Annotated in this window: 17 protein-coding genes; 15 read left to right on the top strand and 2 right to left on the bottom strand. The window is 38.6% G+C overall.

All coding sequences use genetic code 11. The annotated features are described in order from the left end of the window. Nucleotides 1-103: 103 nt before the first annotated feature. The 10 genes from DVW83_RS06345 to recN all read left to right on the top strand — a co-directional run bounded on the left by DVW83_RS06345 (nucleotide 104) and on the right by recN (nucleotide 8,738). Complete coding sequence (locus DVW83_RS06345; protein WP_104660568.1) at nucleotides 104-1,168, top strand: M24 family metallopeptidase; 1,065 nt, start codon at nucleotides 104-106, stop codon at nucleotides 1,166-1,168. Nucleotides 1,169-1,395: 227 nt separating this feature from the next. Beyond that, nucleotides 1,396-1,821, top strand: coding sequence for an Asp23/Gls24 family envelope stress response protein (locus DVW83_RS06340; RefSeq protein ID WP_104660569.1), 426 nt, complete (start codon nucleotides 1,396-1,398; stop codon nucleotides 1,819-1,821). Then, nucleotides 1,814-2,263 (top strand): transcription antitermination factor NusB, encoded by a 450-nt coding sequence (nusB, locus tag DVW83_RS06335; RefSeq protein ID WP_005881076.1) that lies wholly within the window; start codon nucleotides 1,814-1,816, stop codon nucleotides 2,261-2,263. Before DVW83_RS06340 ends, nusB begins: the two co-directional genes overlap by 8 nt. Nucleotides 2,264-2,358: 95 nt before the next feature. Then, nucleotides 2,359-3,204: a bifunctional methylenetetrahydrofolate dehydrogenase/methenyltetrahydrofolate cyclohydrolase gene (locus DVW83_RS06330; protein ID WP_104660570.1), complete on the top strand. Its 846-nt coding sequence runs from the start codon at nucleotides 2,359-2,361 to the stop codon at nucleotides 3,202-3,204. Further along, a complete protein-coding gene (gene xseA, locus DVW83_RS06325; protein WP_104660571.1) occupies nucleotides 3,205-4,530 on the top strand; it encodes an exodeoxyribonuclease VII large subunit in 1,326 nt (441 codons plus the stop codon). Between the two features lie 16 nt (nucleotides 4,531-4,546). Then, on the top strand, nucleotides 4,547-4,771 hold the full coding sequence (locus DVW83_RS06320; RefSeq protein WP_081133899.1) for an exodeoxyribonuclease VII small subunit: 225 nt from the start codon (nucleotides 4,547-4,549) through the stop codon (nucleotides 4,769-4,771). Then, entirely contained in the window at nucleotides 4,771-5,655 is an 885-nt protein-coding gene (locus DVW83_RS06315; RefSeq protein WP_104660572.1) for a polyprenyl synthetase family protein, read from the top strand. Before DVW83_RS06320 ends, DVW83_RS06315 begins: the two co-directional genes overlap by 1 nt. 14 nt (nucleotides 5,656-5,669) lie before the next feature. Then, nucleotides 5,670-6,488 carry a TlyA family RNA methyltransferase gene (locus DVW83_RS06310; RefSeq protein ID WP_104660573.1) on the top strand — a complete coding sequence of 273 codons (819 nt, stop codon included), beginning with the start codon at nucleotides 5,670-5,672 and terminating at the stop codon, nucleotides 6,486-6,488. Nucleotides 6,489-6,588: 100 nt separating this feature from the next. Further along, on the top strand, nucleotides 6,589-7,038 hold the full coding sequence (gene argR, locus DVW83_RS06305) for an arginine repressor (RefSeq protein WP_005881063.1): 450 nt from the start codon (nucleotides 6,589-6,591) through the stop codon (nucleotides 7,036-7,038). Nucleotides 7,039-7,055: 17 nt separating this feature from the next. Continuing rightward, nucleotides 7,056-8,738, top strand: a complete 1,683-nt coding sequence (gene recN, locus DVW83_RS06300; protein ID WP_104660574.1) for a DNA repair protein RecN — start codon at nucleotides 7,056-7,058, stop codon at nucleotides 8,736-8,738. A gap of 184 nt (nucleotides 8,739-8,922) precedes the next feature. Here recN and DVW83_RS06295 read toward each other — a convergent pair whose 3' ends face one another. After that, on the bottom strand, nucleotides 8,923-9,039 hold the full coding sequence (locus tag DVW83_RS06295; RefSeq protein WP_005881061.1) for a DUF4044 domain-containing protein: 117 nt from the start codon (nucleotides 9,037-9,039) through the stop codon (nucleotides 8,923-8,925). 69 nt (nucleotides 9,040-9,108) lie between these two features. After that, nucleotides 9,109-10,065 (bottom strand): magnesium transporter CorA family protein, encoded by a 957-nt coding sequence (locus DVW83_RS06290; protein WP_104660575.1) that lies wholly within the window; start codon nucleotides 10,063-10,065, stop codon nucleotides 9,109-9,111. A gap of 220 nt (nucleotides 10,066-10,285) precedes the next feature. Here DVW83_RS06290 and DVW83_RS06285 point away from each other — a divergent pair, with 220 nt between their 5' ends. The 5 genes from DVW83_RS06285 (at nucleotide 10,286) to DVW83_RS06265 (ending at nucleotide 14,830) form a co-directional block, all read left to right on the top strand. Then, nucleotides 10,286-10,654: a DUF3397 domain-containing protein gene (locus tag DVW83_RS06285; RefSeq protein WP_005881059.1), complete on the top strand. Its 369-nt coding sequence runs from the start codon at nucleotides 10,286-10,288 to the stop codon at nucleotides 10,652-10,654. Between the two features lie 172 nt (nucleotides 10,655-10,826). After that, on the top strand, nucleotides 10,827-11,258 hold the full coding sequence (gene mraZ / locus DVW83_RS06280; protein ID WP_104660598.1) for a division/cell wall cluster transcriptional repressor MraZ: 432 nt from the start codon (nucleotides 10,827-10,829) through the stop codon (nucleotides 11,256-11,258). A gap of 19 nt (nucleotides 11,259-11,277) precedes the next feature. Continuing rightward, a complete protein-coding gene (rsmH, locus tag DVW83_RS06275) occupies nucleotides 11,278-12,237 on the top strand; it encodes a 16S rRNA (cytosine(1402)-N(4))-methyltransferase RsmH (protein WP_104660576.1) in 960 nt (319 codons plus the stop codon). Nucleotides 12,238-12,241: 4 nt separating this feature from the next. Next, complete coding sequence (gene ftsL, locus DVW83_RS06270; RefSeq protein ID WP_137239143.1) at nucleotides 12,242-12,637, top strand: cell division protein FtsL; 396 nt, start codon at nucleotides 12,242-12,244, stop codon at nucleotides 12,635-12,637. Beyond that, nucleotides 12,638-14,830, top strand: a complete 2,193-nt coding sequence (locus DVW83_RS06265) for a penicillin-binding transpeptidase domain-containing protein (RefSeq protein WP_137239141.1) — start codon at nucleotides 12,638-12,640, stop codon at nucleotides 14,828-14,830. Nucleotide 14,831 lies beyond the last annotated feature (1 nt).

The raw sequence follows: 14,831 nt of genomic DNA, 5'->3' as shown, positions 1-14,831 counted from the left end.
TTTTTTCTTGTAAATTTATCAATAAAATTCGCTTTATTTGTCTTGAAGAAGCGAAAATTTGCTATAATAGAAAAAAGAGGCAAAGAAAGAAGGAGTTTCATTTATGATGCTACGAGTAGAAAAATTACGTAAAAAAATGCGGGAAAACAATTTAGATTCGTTTTTGATCACAAGTCCTTATAATCTCCGTTATTTGACAAACTTTACTGGAACAACAGGTTTAGCGGTGATTACATTGGAGAAAGCATTCTTTATTACAGATTTTCGTTATACTGAACAAGCCGCAACACAGGCACAAGGATTTGAGATCATCAAAAATGTCGGACCGATTTTTGATGAAGTAGCTAACTTAGTTCGTAAAGAAGGCTTACGTATGTTAGCTTTTGAAGAATCAACTGTTTCATTTTTAGAATACTCAGTGTTAGAAGAAATCATTGATGCAGAATTGATTCCTGTTTCTGAGATGATCGAAGAATTACGAGAAGTGAAAGATGAAGAAGAAATTACGATCATTGAGAAAGCTTGTAGCATAGCCGATATGGCCTATGATCATATCTTGAAAATGATCCAACCAGGCATGACAGAGATCGAAGTAGCCAATCAAGTGGATTTCTATATGCGTTCCCTAGGGGCGTCAGGCGTTTCATTTTCTACGATCGTTGCTAGTGGACTACGTTCTGCAATGCCTCATGGTGTAGCAAGCAATAAAGTCATTGAACAAGGCGATATGATCACTTTGGATTTTGGTTGCTACTATGAAGGATATGTTTCTGATATGACACGTACATTTGCAATCGGCGACCCAGGTGAAAAACTTAAAGAAATCTATGAGATTGTATTGGGTGCTCAATTAGCAGTGATCGAAGCTGCTAAGCCAGGTGTTACAGGTATCCAACTAGATGCAGTCGCAAGAGACTATATCACGAGGCATGGTTATGGAGAAGCCTTTGGACATTCCACTGGTCATGGTATCGGACTAGAGATCCATGAAGGACCAAATGTTTCAGCTAGAGCAGAAAAACAAATTATCGTTGGGAATATCATTACAGATGAACCAGGAATCTATCTCCCAGGAATCGGTGGTGTCAGAATCGAAGACGATTTGTTGATCACACCAGAAGGAAATCGGGTATTGACGCATTCACCGAAAGAATTGATTATTTTATAATCTGTTTGACAGATGCAAGATTCATGCGGACTTTGTTATAGAAAATCGCTTGATTTAATGATACACTATATAAGAAATCGAGCTTCGGCAATTATAGAGAAGCTTGCTTGAAAGAACGAGCTGAAAGAAGCAGGTGAACAGTTTACCTTTGTGTATTGCGAGTAAATCGAAGAAAATATTTTTACACGTAAGCAATATGCACATAGGCAAAAGGAGGAATAGATAAAATGGCAGAGGACAAAAATTTAATCTTGAATACGAGTCAAGAGCTAGGTGAAATCGTTATTGCGCCAGAAGTGATTGAAGTGATCATTGGGATCGCTGCTTCAAAAGTTGAAGGTGTTTATGGGATGCGTGGCACATTTGCCAGCAACGTGACCGAATTGTTAGGACGAGCAGCTCATGGTAAGGGTGTTTACTTAGTAAATGATGAAGACGGTTTGAAAGTAGATCTTTACTGCTATTTAGAATATGGTGTCTCTGTTCCTAAGGTAGCAATGGAAATGCAAGAACGTGTCAACCAGCAAGTTCTTTTCATGACTGACATTGCTTTAGCAGAAGTGAATATCCATGTTGTAGCAGTAGTACCCGAAAAGTTGGAACAACCAGCGATCGAAGAACTTTTTGAAGACGAAGAGGAAGAAAATGAATAAAGAACTATCAAGACACGAGATTCGTGAAATGGCTTTGCAAGCATTGTTTCCATTGGATTTCAATGCTGACCTGACAAAAGAAGATGCAATTTTCCACGCAATTGAACTTGATCATAAAGACATGATCAATGAAGAGGAGTCAGAATTCGTTCCTGTTTATCTAGATACGCTAGTTGGCGGGGTATGTGCCAAAAAAGATGAACTAGATCGTACGATCGAAAAACATCTTCGAGGGAACTGGCGAATCAACCGTATTTCCAAAATGGACTTAGTCATCTTACGTATTGCTATTTTTGAAATGATGTATATTGAGGATGTACCATCCGCCGTTGCATTGAATGAAGCAATCGAATTGACGAAAACTTTTAGTGATGATCAATCACGTAAGTTCGTTAATGGGGTATTATCAAATGTATTGAAGGAAATAGAAGCTGGGGCGTAAGTCCTAGCTTTTTTCTGTTAATAAGTCAAAACGGGTTATAAAACAACGATTATCTATGGTAGAATAAAAGCACAAAAAAATCTGGGAGTGATTGTATGGCAGAATTGATCAATGGAAAAGAATTAGCTGAAAAAATGCAAGCAGAGATTGCTATAAAAGTAAATGAACTAAAAGAAAAAGACATCCATCCCGGATTAGTCGTTTTACTAGTGGGTGAAAATCCAGCTAGTCAAGTCTATGTTCGAAACAAGGAACGTTCCGCAAAAACGATCGGTATTTATTCAAAAGTCGAACGATATGTGCAGACGATTTCTGAAGCGGATCTGTTGGCTGAAATTGAAAAGTATAATCAGGATCCTAGATTCCATGGCATCCTAGTTCAGTTGCCACTACCAGAACACATAGATGAAGAGAAAGTCTTACTTGCAATCGACCCTAAAAAAGATGTCGATGGGTTCCACCCAATGAATTTAGGCCGATTATTAGCGGGAAATCCTGATAAGATTCCATGTACCCCTTATGGAATCATGAAAATGTTTGAAGCTTATGACATTGATCTTTCTGGCAAACGAGCAGTGGTGATCGGACGAAGCAATATTGTTGGAAAACCGATGGCACAGCTGATGTTGATGGCGGATGCTACTGTTACGATCGCGCATTCAAAAACAAAACAACTTCCAGAGTTAGCTAAAGAAGCAGATATCTTGGTCGTAGCCATTGGTCGTGGTCATTTTGTAACAAAAGAATTTATTAAACCAGGTGCTGTTGTGATTGATGTGGGGATGAATCGTGATGAAAATGGCAAGTTGATCGGTGATGTGAAGTTTGATGAAGTCGAACCTTTGGCAAGCTACATCACACCTGTTCCAAAAGGTGTTGGACCGATGACGATCACGATGTTGATGTACCAAACAGTCATGGCCGCTGAAGCAGGTGAGTAGATGACCCAAGAATATTTAACAGTTACTACGTTAACGAAGTATTTAAGAAGAAAATTTGATGTAGACCCTTATCTTGAAAGGGTCTATTTAACAGGAGAAATTTCTAATTTCCGTTTACGTGCAAACGCACACCAATATTTTAGTTTGAAAGATGATCATGCCAAAATATCTGCCATCATGTTTAAAGGAGCTTTTCAGAAACTGCGCTTTCAGCCAAAAGAGGGGATGAAAGTATTAGTTGTCGGGAGAATCTCGCTTTATGAAGCTGCTGGATCTTATCAGATCTACGTGGAACACATGGAGCCTGATGGTGTAGGGGCACTTTACCAAGAACTGGAAGAGCGAAAAGAAAAACTGTTGAAAGAAGGACTTTTTCAAGGACCAAAACGGACACTTCCCCGCTTTCCGAAAAGAATCGCTGTTTTGACTAGTCCAAGCGGTGCGGTGATCCGGGATATCATCACTACAGTAAAACGGCGTTATCCGATTGTTCAGTTAGTCCTATTTCCAACCGTTGTCCAAGGAAACCAAGCGGCAGACAATATCGTAAAAAATATCCAGCAAGTAGAAAAATTGGGGAATTTTGATACGATGATCATAGGCCGTGGCGGTGGATCAATCGAAGATTTATGGCCATTTAACGAAGAGCGAGTTGCTAGAGCAATCTATGAAGCAAAAACACCTATCATATCCTCCGTTGGACATGAGACAGATACAACAATTGCTGACTTAGTTGCGGATGTGCGGGCTGCGACTCCGACTGCAGCAGCTGAATTAGCTGTCCCAGTGTTATCAGAAGAATTGTTGAAGATCAAGGAGCGACAAGCTAGACTTGAACAGGCATTTATGCGCCAGATTCAGCGCAAACAAGAACGCTTTGAACGGGCAAAACAATCTTACGTCTTTCGTCAACCCGATCGCCTATATGAGGGTCATACCATCAAATTGGATCAGTTGAAACAACGGTTGATGCAAGCAACACAGCAAATTTACCATCAGAAAGAAAAAGAAACATTGAATTTATCGCATCAGTTGCAACAAGTTGCCCCTCTTTATCGAGTGAAGTCTGCGAAACAAGAAGCAGGTTATCTTGAGAAAAGGTTAGCAGAGAAAATGCAGCAATACATGCAAATGCAAAGGCAACAGTTTCAACAAGCAGTTCAATCTCTGGACCTGTTAAGCCCACTGAAAATCATGGGACGCGGTTATACGTACACGACCATCAATGAGCAAGTGGTCAAAAGTGTGACAGAGGTCCAACCAGACGATTCTTTGGTCATCCACTATCAAGATGGGCAAGTAATCGGGAAGGTACAAAAAGTATAAAAGGAGCATAAACAAGATGGCAAATCCAACATTTGAAGAATCATTGCAAGAGTTAGAAAAAATCGTCATGCAGTTGGAACAAGGAGATGTTCCTTTAGAATCAGCACTAGATGCATTTAAACGTGGAATGGAATTAAGCAAGCAATGTCAGGATACTTTAACAAAGGCGGAAGAAACACTAACGAAAATGATGACAGAAGCAAACGAAGAAATTTCTTTTGAAGGAAAAGAGGAAGCCTAATGAAATTAGCTGATTTTTCTGCTATTCACCTTCCTGCTGTCGAAAACGAGATGCTTGCTTTTCTTGACGAGTATACATCTGATGAAAAGTTAAAAGAAAGCATGGTGTATTCGATCCGTGCGGGGGGGAAGAGAATCCGCCCTTTACTTTTGTTGGCTACAGTTGCTTCATTTGAAGAAGTTATCAATACGACTGTTTATCAAGTAGCTGCCGCCCTTGAAATGGTTCATACGTATTCGCTGATCCATGACGATCTGCCAGCGATGGACAACGACGATCTGCGTCGAGGGAAGCCAACAAATCATAAAATCTATGGCGAAGCATTGGCTATATTGGCGGGTGATGGCTTACTCACAGGGGCGTTCCAGCTGATTAGTATGACTCATTTAGCAAATTCACCAAAACTTCTGTTGTTACAACAGTTAGCTGTGAGTGCAGGAACGCAGGGAATGGTTGCTGGCCAAGCTGCCGACATTGAAGGCGAAACAAAACAACTTGCTTTAGAAGAATTAGCGTTCATCCATGAGAGAAAAACAGGGAGGTTGATCCATTATGCGCTACTAGCCGGCGGAGTTTTAGCAGATCAGCCGGAAGAAGTAGTAGGGGAATTACAACAGTTAGCCAGACACCTAGGACTGGCTTTTCAAATTCGAGATGACTTATTAGATGTGATCAGTACTACTGAGGAGTTAGGAAAAACTGCTGGCAAAGATGCGGAAATGGAAAAAAATACCTATCCCCGATTGCTAGGGATCGAAAAGACAAAAACAGCATTGAAAGCAGAAATCGCTAGTGCAAATGAAATCATCGAACGTCTAGAACAAACCGTCTATTCGTTTAAAGGACAACTGCTTCGTCAATTAGTACAGCAATTTGATATATAGGAATGAGGAAAAAAATGGAAAAAGAACGTGTGGACGTTTTAGCGGTCAAACAAGGATTATTTGAAACGAGAGAACAAGCAAAACGTTCAGTCATGGCAGGACTGATTTACAATGAAAAAAATGAACGTTTTGATAAACCTGGTGAAAAGATCCCTGTTACCAATGAATTGAAAATCAAAGGGAAAAAATTACCATATGTTTCCCGCGGTGGGTTGAAATTGGAAAAAGCACTAAACGTTTTTGATCTATCTGTTGCCGATAAAATCTTGCTTGATATTGGTGCTTCTACCGGTGGCTTCACGGATGCAGCTTTACAAAATGGCGCCAAAATGAGTTATGCGTTGGATGTTGGCTACAATCAACTGGCGTGGAAGATCAGACAGGACGAGAGAGTAGAAGTAATGGAAAGAGTTAATTTTCGTTATTCAAAACCCGAAGATTTCAAGTTGGGAGTACCTGAAATTGCGGTGATTGATGTTTCGTTCATTTCTTTGAAACTAATGCTTCCTCCTTTACACGACATTTTAACAGATGGTGGCGAAGTGATCACCTTGATCAAGCCACAATTCGAAGCTGGTAGAGATGCGGTTGGGAAGAACGGTATCGTGCGTGATTCGCAAACCCATATACAAGTAGTTGAGGATATCTTGCGTTTTGCTACGGGTCATGGCTATGATGTTTTAGAACTAAGCTATTCCCCAATCACTGGTGGCGAAGGAAATATTGAATTTCTGGCACATTTGAAAAAAGCAAAAGACGAAGGAACGTTATCTCCAATGATCAACGTAGTAAAAATCGTTGAACAAGCCCATGAACAATTCAATCACAAATAAATGCGAGCCAGATGATAAAGAAGTCAACGAATTCTTCTTTATCAAGCGCTTGAAATAAGCTATCATAGTAAAGAAGAATAAACGAAGGAGCGAAGAGCGTATGAGAAAAAAGGATCGACATCGTTTGATTACTCGGTTACTGAACGAAAATGATATCAGAAAACAAGAAGAATTCGTTGAAATCTTAAAAAACAAAGGGATATCTGTGACTCAGGCAACCATCTCTAGAGATATAAAAGAACTCAAACTTATCAAAGTCCCTGCCTCAGATGGCGGTTATCGTTACAGTCTTCCGGCAGAAACAAGTGAAGATGTGAATACGAAATTAGAAAAATTACTGAGAGATGCCTTTGTAGCTGTTGACCAAATGGAAAAATTTGTGATTTTGAAGACATTGCCTGGAAATGCATCAGCAGCTGCTAATCTTATCGATAAGCGCTATAAAAAAGAATTGTTTTCGATCATTAATGATGATGACAACGTGCTGATGATTACGCGTACAGAAGAAGACGCTGTGACATTAAAGAAAGATTTTCTACATTACCTTTGATAGAAGGAGTGAGTGCGATGTTACAAGAAATCAGTATTACTAATTTTGCGATTATTCCTGAACTGCGGTTGTCTTTTCATGAGGGAATGACGGCACTCACAGGTGAAACAGGTGCAGGAAAATCAATTATTATCGATGCTCTTGGGCTGTTGGCAGGAGGAAGAAGCTCAAGTGACTATATCCGACAAGGTGCAGATAAGTGTATTCTGGAAGGTTTATTTGAGTGGCCTAAACAAGATGGTTTTTCTGCGTTGATGAATGAGTTAGGAATCGAATCTGATGGAGACAATCTAATTGTTCGAAGAGATATGTCTTTGACAGGGAAAAATGTTTGTCGTGTCAATGGGCACATCGTAACATTAGCTAATCTAAGAAAAATAGGCAGTTATTTGGTAGATATCCAAGGCCAAAATGAACATCAGGAACTTTTACAACCAGAAGCACACTTAGTTTTACTCGATCGTTTTGGCGACAATGAATTTCAGCGTAAGAAGAAAAATTATCAGCAAGAGTTTTCGCGCTACCGCGAACTTGAACGACAAGTTCGTAAGATCCAGAAAAATGAAAAATCTTTTGTCCAACGGATTGACATGCTTCATTTTCAGCAAGAAGAAATCGCTGCGGCACAATTAGAAGTAGGCGAAGAAGAACAGTTAAGTGAAGAGCGAGAAAAATTAAGTAATTATCAAAAAATAGTGGATAGCTTAGCTAGTGGCTATAGTGCGCTGAGTGGGGAAGAGCGGAGCAGTGTAGATAATGTAGGATTGGCAGTAGCTGAGCTGCAAAGTATCGCGCACTTAGATAATGAGTACGAGGCGATTTTTGAAAATGTCCAAAGCGCCTATTATTTATTGCAAGATGCAATCGGTGATATGAGTCGTCAAATTGACCTGCTAGAGTTAGATGAGAATCGCTTAGAAGAAGTGAATCAACGATTAGAGCTGATCCGTCAATTAAAGCGTAAATATGGGGAATCAATCGAAGCCATCTTGAACTATTATGATGATATCACTCAGGAACTAGCCTCCTCCGATTTTTCCGAAGGACAACTTGAAAAAATGAGAATTGAACTGGCTGAAAAAGAAGAGAAACTTCAGAAACAGGCAGTAGAATTACATGAAATGCGAAAGAAAATCGCTAAAGGATTAGAGCAATCTATCTTAAAAGAATTAAAAAGTCTTTATATGGAAAATACTGAATTCGAAGTACGCTTTTCAAAATCTGACAAGGCACAACTAGATATGAACGGATTTGACCAAGTGGAGTTCTACATAACCACGAATCCTGGGGAGCCTTTGAAACCTTTAGTCAAAGTAGCTTCTGGCGGCGAGCTTTCTCGGATGTTATTAGCATTGAAGACGATCTTTTCTTCTGAACAAGGAGTAACTAGTATTATTTTTGATGAAGTAGATACAGGGGTCAGTGGAAGGGTCGCACAAGCAATCGCAGATAAGATCTCACAAATCTCACGTTATTCACAGGTATTATGTATTACACATCTTCCTCAAGTAGCAGCCGTGGCTGACTATCAGTATTATATTAAAAAAGATGTCATCAAAGGGCGCACTCAAACCTCTGTAGCAGAATTGGCACCAGCACAGCGTGAAGAAGAAATTGCACGGATGTTGGCAGGAAGTGAAATCACCCCTTTAACAATGGAACATGCAAAAGAATTACTACGGTTAGCGAAACAAGTCTAAGTATTTTGTTTGATTAATAAGCGGTTGACACTAAGACAGCAATAGATGATTATTGTGAAAAGAAATGAAACGTGTTTTTCGGTGGTTGAAGAAGCTATTTTGGGAGCATTGTTTATTCGAAAAAAAAGAGAAGGCTGACGAAATCTTTGTCAGCCTTCTCTTTTTTTCGTTTAAACAATCGATGTTACATGACACTCATTACAGCAGTTAAAACAACTGAGCCAACAGTTAGAATAAGCATTGTCCAAATGACAATTTTGGTGATCTTGGAAAACGTACTTGTTTGTTTTTTCTCACGCATAGTTCTACCTCGAAATTTTATTGTTGCCCTTAGTTTACATGCTTTTTCTTTATTCGACAAGGGGGGGGATTATAAAAACTTCCCCTTTTTTAAATAATAAGCGGTTAGTATACTAATGAGTAGCATAAAAAGGGTCAGCCATAAAAAGGCGTCATCCCGTTCAGCAATAGGAAGTTTGATATTCATCCCGTAGAGACTTCCTATGATTGTCGGGATCGTTAAAATAATTGTAAGAGAAGTTAAAATTTTCATAATATTGTTTAGGTTATTCGATATAATAGCAGAAAATGTTTGATTCATTTGTTCTACGAGATTCAACTGGATGCGGGCAGTCGTTCTAGCTTGTTCCGTCTCAATGATCACATCATGTAGATGGGCTCTTAGCGCATGATTTTCTTGAATCGTTTTATTTTTTATCAGGGTGTTTAGTGTAGTAGAATTTGCGGCTGTTGCTTCTCTGAAATACACTAAGCTTTTCTGGATATCCATGATTTGATACAGCTGACTATTTTCCGTAGAAACACGTAATTGTTTTTCTAAAACATCACATTGAGATTGTAAAGTAGACAAATAAGTGTTGTATGAAAAAGTGATCTGCCAAATGATCTGCATGAAAATATTTAGATTGGTCGATAAATCATTTTTTTCAAACGTTTGACTGAATACTTTTTTCAAAAAGAGTGGTTCGTGATTCGTAATTGTGATAAGCTTTTTTTGAGGTGTCACTATAATTGAAAAAGGATACGTATCCACTTGGAAATAGCCACTGGGACTTGTTTTTACAAAAGGATATTGTAATAATAATAACGCTGGTTTTGTTAGTTTTGTTTGATTGAATTCCTCTTCTCTTGAATTTTCAGCATCATCTAGTATCGACGTAATATAATCGGAAGGAATCTGGAATTGATGAGTTAGTTTATTGATTTCTTCTTCGTTTGGACGTTCCACACAATACCAAACTGTTTCAGCAGTTTCTTTTTGTGTATTTACTAGTTGCTGGTTAGTCATAGAAAAATACTTGATCATAGTCGAACCTCCTAAAATCTTTGTTTCTTCTATTATAACGGATTATCCAATCGAACACAGTTGGGGAGTTTGGACTAGGCAACTTTTCTGATTGATGTCGTCATTTGAAGTAGAAGACTCGATAAAGCAAAGAAAACTGTATAAATTTAAAATAAATGAAATAGTTGTGTAAAGTTTATAGCGTATACTTGAAACAACTAGAAGAAGGAGTTTTTGTCAGATGGGCACTTTTACGCCAATTGTTTTATTTTGGTATATTTTTCCTGCAATCGTCTTATTTGGTTGCAACTTTTTGGTAAAACTATTTTCATTGGACCGTCGTTTTAAAATTAAAGCTCCTGATCTTGCTGTCCCTTTTTTGTGGGGAGGCATGCATGCTTTATCACGTAATATGGCCACTTTTTCGTTCCTACCATTTTTCATGATTTCCATGCTTTTAATGGCAATATGTATTGCTGTATTCCAAGCTTATTATTATGATGAAATCATTTATTCGCGTTATTTGAAAATGACTTGGCGGTTAGCATTTTTACTGACGATTGTCTTTTATGGACTATTGATCGTTTTAAATATCCTTACGTATCTATGATAAAAAACGGTTTCGAGCTGTAAAAAGTTTTTTTAAAGACTTTTTACAGCTTAATTCTTAAAAAAGTTTTTATGAATAAAAAAGTTATTCTCGGATTTTCCATAAAAGGTGGTAGAAAGTGGGGGATTGTGGTAGACTAATTTTAGTTAGTGGAGGAACGGGGGTAGTTTCAATGTTGATGGGCGAATATCGGCATAATATTGATACAAAAGGTCGTATGATCGTACCTTCGAAACTTCGTGAAGAACTGGGCGAAGAATTTGTCCTTACCAGAGGATTAGATGGCTGTCTTTTTGGCTATCCCATGAGTGAATGGCAGAATCTAGAGTCCAAATTAAACGAAATGCCCTTAGCTAAAAAAGATGCTCGTACGTTCGTGCGTTTTTTTTACTCGGCTGCCACTGAATGTGAATTAGATAAACAAGGACGTATCAATATCCCCAGCACATTAAGAAATTATGCTACTTTAACAAAAGAATGTGTAGTGATTGGCGTTTCAAATCGAATTGAGATATGGGATGAAGAACGCTGGCAAGAATTTTCCGAAGTTGCAGAAGAAAACTTTGATGAAATTGCTGAAAATATGATTGATTTCGGACTATAAGATAGGAAGAGGCTGACTAATGACTGAAACATTTCAACACTATACAGTCATGTTGAAAGAGACGGTTGATGGATTGAACATCAAACCTGATGGCATTTATGTAGACTGTACACTTGGCGGTGCCGGACATAGTGAATATTTATTGAGCCAATTGAATTCAAATGGGCACCTTTATGCATTTGATCAAGATCAAAAAGCAATCGATCATGCGACAGTACGATTAGCCCCATACGTTGAAAAAGGCATGGTTACTTTTATCAAAGCAAACTTTCGAGAATTAGAAGAGCAGATAACAAAATATGTCTCCCATGTGGACGGTATTTTGTATGATCTAGGGGTATCTTCGCCTCAACTTGACGAAGCAGAAAGAGGATTTAGCTACCATCAAGATGCACCGCTAGACATGCGCATGGATCAATCAGCGCCTTTGTCTGCGTATCATGTGATCAATGAATATCCTTATAATGAACTAGTAAAAATTTTCTTTCGCTACGGTGAAGAGAAATTTTCAAAACAAATCGCTCGAGAAATTGAACGAGTCAGAAAAATACGCCCAATCGAAACGACTGGCGAGTTAGTAGAAATCATTAAAGATGTGATTCCTGCACCAGCGAGAAGAAAAGGTGGTCATCCGGCAAAACGGATTTTCCAAGCTGTGAGAATCGCAGTCAACGATGAACTGGGTGCGGAAGAAGCATCATTAGAACAAGCGATTCGTCTTTTAAATCAAAATGGTCGTATCAGTGTGATCACGTTCCATTCGTTAGAGGATCGTATCGTCAAAAACATGTTCAAGGAATATAGTACAGTCCGAGATTTACCACCAGGATTGCCAGTCATCCCAGAAGAATTTCAACCAGAATTAAAATTGATCAATAGAAAGCCAATCCTTCCTTCTGAAGAGGAATTAGCTGAAAATAACCGATCTCGTAGTGCTAAATTACGAATTGCTGAAAAAATACGTGTGAAAGAGGAGTAGAATAATGGCAGAATTAAGAAAAGTACAAGAATATCCATATGATTTACCAGATATGGTCGAACAACCTGAACATCAGCTGCCAGATTCGAATCAAGAAGTTATTCTTCCTCAATCGCCAGCAAAACGGTTAAAACATATATCCAATTTAGAAAAACTGGCTGTAGTAAGTATTACGCTTTCGGTGATTGCGCTTTGCATACTAACTGTAATGTTGCGTACGAATATCAGTGGTGTAGAAAACGAAATTACAACGATCCAAACTAAAATCGACAAAAAAAATGTCGAAAAAACAAGTTTAGTACAAGAAAAGAACGAGTTGTCACGTACTGAACGAATCAAAAAAATCGCAGAAGAAAAAGGGTTGTCGATCAACGATGACAATTTAAGGAAAGTGAAGTAAATGAGTCTTAAAAATAAATTCCGGCGGTTTATGGAAAAGAAAAATCTAAATCCGATGAACAATCGCAAAAAAGTAGGTATCATTTTATTTGCTACGAGTATTGGATTGTTCTTTTTATTTGCCGTCCGTTTTTCGTATATCGTTATTGGAGGCCATGTCGCTGGGACCTCTCTAGCGGAAAAAACTGAACAGCTCTACAAAGGTAGTGAAGTCGTCAAAGCAAAACGCGGAACGATCTATGATCGCAATGGAGTGGCCCTTGCTGAAGACGCTAAATCTTATTCGATCAAAGCTATCTTATCCAAAACGTATACAACTGGTGATAAAAAATTATATGCCCAAGAAAAGGATTTTGATAAAATCGCTACGATTTTGCACAAAAATCTTTCAATCGAAAAGAGCCAGGCACTAAAGATCCTACAAGATGGCGCAAAAAATGAGCTATACCAAGTAGAGTTTGGAAACTATGGGAAAAATATCTCACAGGAGACCAGACAAACGATCGAATCAGAAATGAAAAAAGAAAATATCGCAGGGTTATATTTTGAAGATCATTCTGCACGGATGTATCCTAATGGTGTATTTTCTTCTCATTTTATCGGGTATGCTGTCCCAAATAAGGACGATACAGGTCTAGTTGGTAAATTGGGATTAGAGGCTGCTTATAATGATGTATTGAGCGGGAAAAATGGGAAAATCATTTATCAAAAAGATAATTACCAAAATGCCTTACCAGGGACAGTCGCTGAAGAAGAAAAAGCAGTGAATGGTCAAGATATTTATACGACTCTAGATAGTCGTCTTCAAAGTTATTTAGAAACCTTGATGGATCAAGTCAATGATGAGTATCAGCCAGATGAATTGACGGCTGTCTTAATGAAAGCCAAAACTGGTGAGATCTTAGCTATGGGTCAACGACCTACTTTCAATCCAGAAACAATGGAAGGATTACAAGAAAAAGATTCCGTTTGGCGTAATTTCTTGGTTCAAGATAGCTATGAACCAGGCTCTACAATGAAAGTCTTCACCACAGCAGCTGCTATCGAAGAAGGCAAATTCAATGAAAATGAAACGTTTCAATCAGGTAAGATCAAAGTTGCAGATGCAACGATCAATGACCATGATTACGGCGCAAAAGGTGTCTTAACAATGAGACAAGCACTTTCTTGGTCAAGTAACGTTGGGATGGTCATGTTGGAACAACGTATGGGTGGTGCATGGTATAACTATCTGCAAAAACTAGGTTTTGGACAAAGTACTCACTCTGGCTTAGATGATGAAGTTTCAGGAGCTTTGCCAACTGAAAACATCGTTGACCGTGCCATGAGTGCTTACGGACAAGCTGTAGGAGTGACGAACTTCCAGATGATGAAGGCATTCACATCAATAGCAAACAATGGTACGATGATACAACCACGTTATATCAGCAAAATCGTCGATCCAACGACTGGCGAAGAAAGAGCAACGCAAACAGAAGTATTAGGACAGCCATTTTCAAAGGAAACGACTCAAAAAGTACGCGAATATATGCGTGATGTAGTAGAAAGTGAAAATTATGGTAGTGCCTATGGTGTATATAGTGTACCTGGTTACAATGTTTCGGCTAAAACGGGTACTGCACAGATTGCTTCTGATACTGGTGGTTACCAAACAGGTGAGACAGCTTATTTGTATTCAATCGTTGAAATGGTTCCGTCAGAAGATCCTGAATATGTATTGTACCTAACGATGAAACATCCTAAAACATATGACCGTGATGCATTAGCAAAAATCGCTAATCCATTGATGAAACGTGCAATGGACTTTAAAGAAACAGAAACAGATGAAAAAACAGAAGAAGCAACTGAAAAAGTGACTGTGGCTGATTACCGTAATCTAGGTACAGATGTTGCTGCAGCAGATGCGCAAAAAAGCGGACTACAACCAATTGTTATTGGTGATGGTAAAAAGGTGAAAAAACAGTCAACAGAACAAGGCGATCAATTGATTTCTGGTGAAAAGATCATCTTATATACTGGTGGCGAGAAACTGATGCCTGATGTAACCGGTTGGTCTAAAGCGGACATCATGAAATTAGGTAAAATATTAGGGATCGAGGTAACTTTCGACGGTGATGGCTATTGCACAAAACAAAGCCTTGCGCCGTATGAAAAAATTACCGATGATAAATTAAGCTTTACATTAGAAGAATAAG

It is taken from the genome of Enterococcus sp. VV15, assembly GCF_005236045.1.
GTDB classification, from domain to species: domain Bacteria; phylum Bacillota; class Bacilli; order Lactobacillales; family Enterococcaceae; genus Enterococcus_B; species Enterococcus_B durans.
This window is presented reverse-complemented; position numbering and strand designations above follow the sequence as displayed.

What these genes read in the sequence shown, in the direction of transcription:
- DVW83_RS06345 (WP_104660568.1), top strand. Translation starts at nt 104, where the DNA reads ATGATGCTACGAGTAGAAAAATTACGTAAAAAAATGCGGGAAAACAAT.
- DVW83_RS06340 (WP_104660569.1), top strand. Translation starts at nt 1,396, where the DNA reads ATGGCAGAGGACAAAAATTTAATCTTGAATACGAGTCAAGAGCTAGGT.
- nusB (WP_005881076.1), top strand. Translation starts at nt 1,814, where the DNA reads ATGAATAAAGAACTATCAAGACACGAGATTCGTGAAATGGCTTTGCAA.
- DVW83_RS06330 (WP_104660570.1), top strand. Translation starts at nt 2,359, where the DNA reads ATGGCAGAATTGATCAATGGAAAAGAATTAGCTGAAAAAATGCAAGCA.
- xseA (WP_104660571.1), top strand. Translation starts at nt 3,205, where the DNA reads ATGACCCAAGAATATTTAACAGTTACTACGTTAACGAAGTATTTAAGA.
- DVW83_RS06320 (WP_081133899.1), top strand. Translation starts at nt 4,547, where the DNA reads ATGGCAAATCCAACATTTGAAGAATCATTGCAAGAGTTAGAAAAAATC.
- DVW83_RS06315 (WP_104660572.1), top strand. Translation starts at nt 4,771, where the DNA reads ATGAAATTAGCTGATTTTTCTGCTATTCACCTTCCTGCTGTCGAAAAC.
- DVW83_RS06310 (WP_104660573.1), top strand. Translation starts at nt 5,670, where the DNA reads ATGGAAAAAGAACGTGTGGACGTTTTAGCGGTCAAACAAGGATTATTT.
- argR (WP_005881063.1), top strand. Translation starts at nt 6,589, where the DNA reads ATGAGAAAAAAGGATCGACATCGTTTGATTACTCGGTTACTGAACGAA.
- recN (WP_104660574.1), top strand. Translation starts at nt 7,056, where the DNA reads ATGTTACAAGAAATCAGTATTACTAATTTTGCGATTATTCCTGAACTG.
- DVW83_RS06295 (WP_005881061.1), bottom strand. Translation starts at nt 9,039, where the DNA reads ATGCGTGAGAAAAAACAAACAAGTACGTTTTCCAAGATCACCAAAATT.
- DVW83_RS06290 (WP_104660575.1), bottom strand. Translation starts at nt 10,065, where the DNA reads ATGATCAAGTATTTTTCTATGACTAACCAGCAACTAGTAAATACACAA.
- DVW83_RS06285 (WP_005881059.1), top strand. Translation starts at nt 10,286, where the DNA reads ATGGGCACTTTTACGCCAATTGTTTTATTTTGGTATATTTTTCCTGCA.
- mraZ (WP_104660598.1), top strand. Translation starts at nt 10,827, where the DNA reads ATGTTGATGGGCGAATATCGGCATAATATTGATACAAAAGGTCGTATG.
- rsmH (WP_104660576.1), top strand. Translation starts at nt 11,278, where the DNA reads ATGACTGAAACATTTCAACACTATACAGTCATGTTGAAAGAGACGGTT.
- ftsL (WP_137239143.1), top strand. Translation starts at nt 12,242, where the DNA reads ATGGCAGAATTAAGAAAAGTACAAGAATATCCATATGATTTACCAGAT.
- DVW83_RS06265 (WP_137239141.1), top strand. Translation starts at nt 12,638, where the DNA reads ATGAGTCTTAAAAATAAATTCCGGCGGTTTATGGAAAAGAAAAATCTA.